This is a genomic window from Bradyrhizobium sp. BRP19, assembly GCF_020194195.1.
Lineage (GTDB): Bacteria > Pseudomonadota > Alphaproteobacteria > Rhizobiales > Xanthobacteraceae > Bradyrhizobium > Bradyrhizobium yuanmingense.
Map to the genome: position 1 here is coordinate 1 of NZ_JADYVZ010000148.1, position 432 is coordinate 432.

A 432-nucleotide genomic window follows, 5' to 3' on the forward strand; every position below is an offset into this window, starting at 1 on the left:
CTCCGGCAAGGCGCACTACATCGGCGTCTCCGAGTGGAAGGCGTCGCAGATCCGCGAGGCCCACGCGCTGGCTCGCGAGCTGCGCATCCCGCTGGTCTCCAACCAGCCGCAGTACTCGATGCTCTGGCGGGTCATCGAGAGCGAGGTCGTGCCCACCAGCGAGGAGCTGGGCGTCGGGCAGATCGTCTGGTCGCCGATGGCGCAGGGCGTGCTGAGCGGCAAGTACCTCCCCGGTCAGCCGCCGCCCGCCGGTTCCCGGGCCACCGACGAGAAGTCGGGCGCGAACTTCATCGCCAAGTTCCTCACCGACGATGTGCTGACCCGCGTCCAGCAGCTGCGGCCGCTGGCCGACCAGGCCGGGTTGAGCATGGCTCAGCTCGCCATCGCGTGGGTGTTGCAGAACCCGAACGTCTCCTCGGCCATCATCGGCGC

General features: G+C 69.4%; 1 protein-coding gene. It reads left to right on the plus strand.

Annotated features, from left to right (window positions below; all coding sequences use genetic code 11):
• Positions 1-432 (plus strand): aldo/keto reductase (locus I6F36_RS38930; RefSeq protein ID WP_225173289.1); only part of this gene is annotated, 432 nt, incomplete at both ends.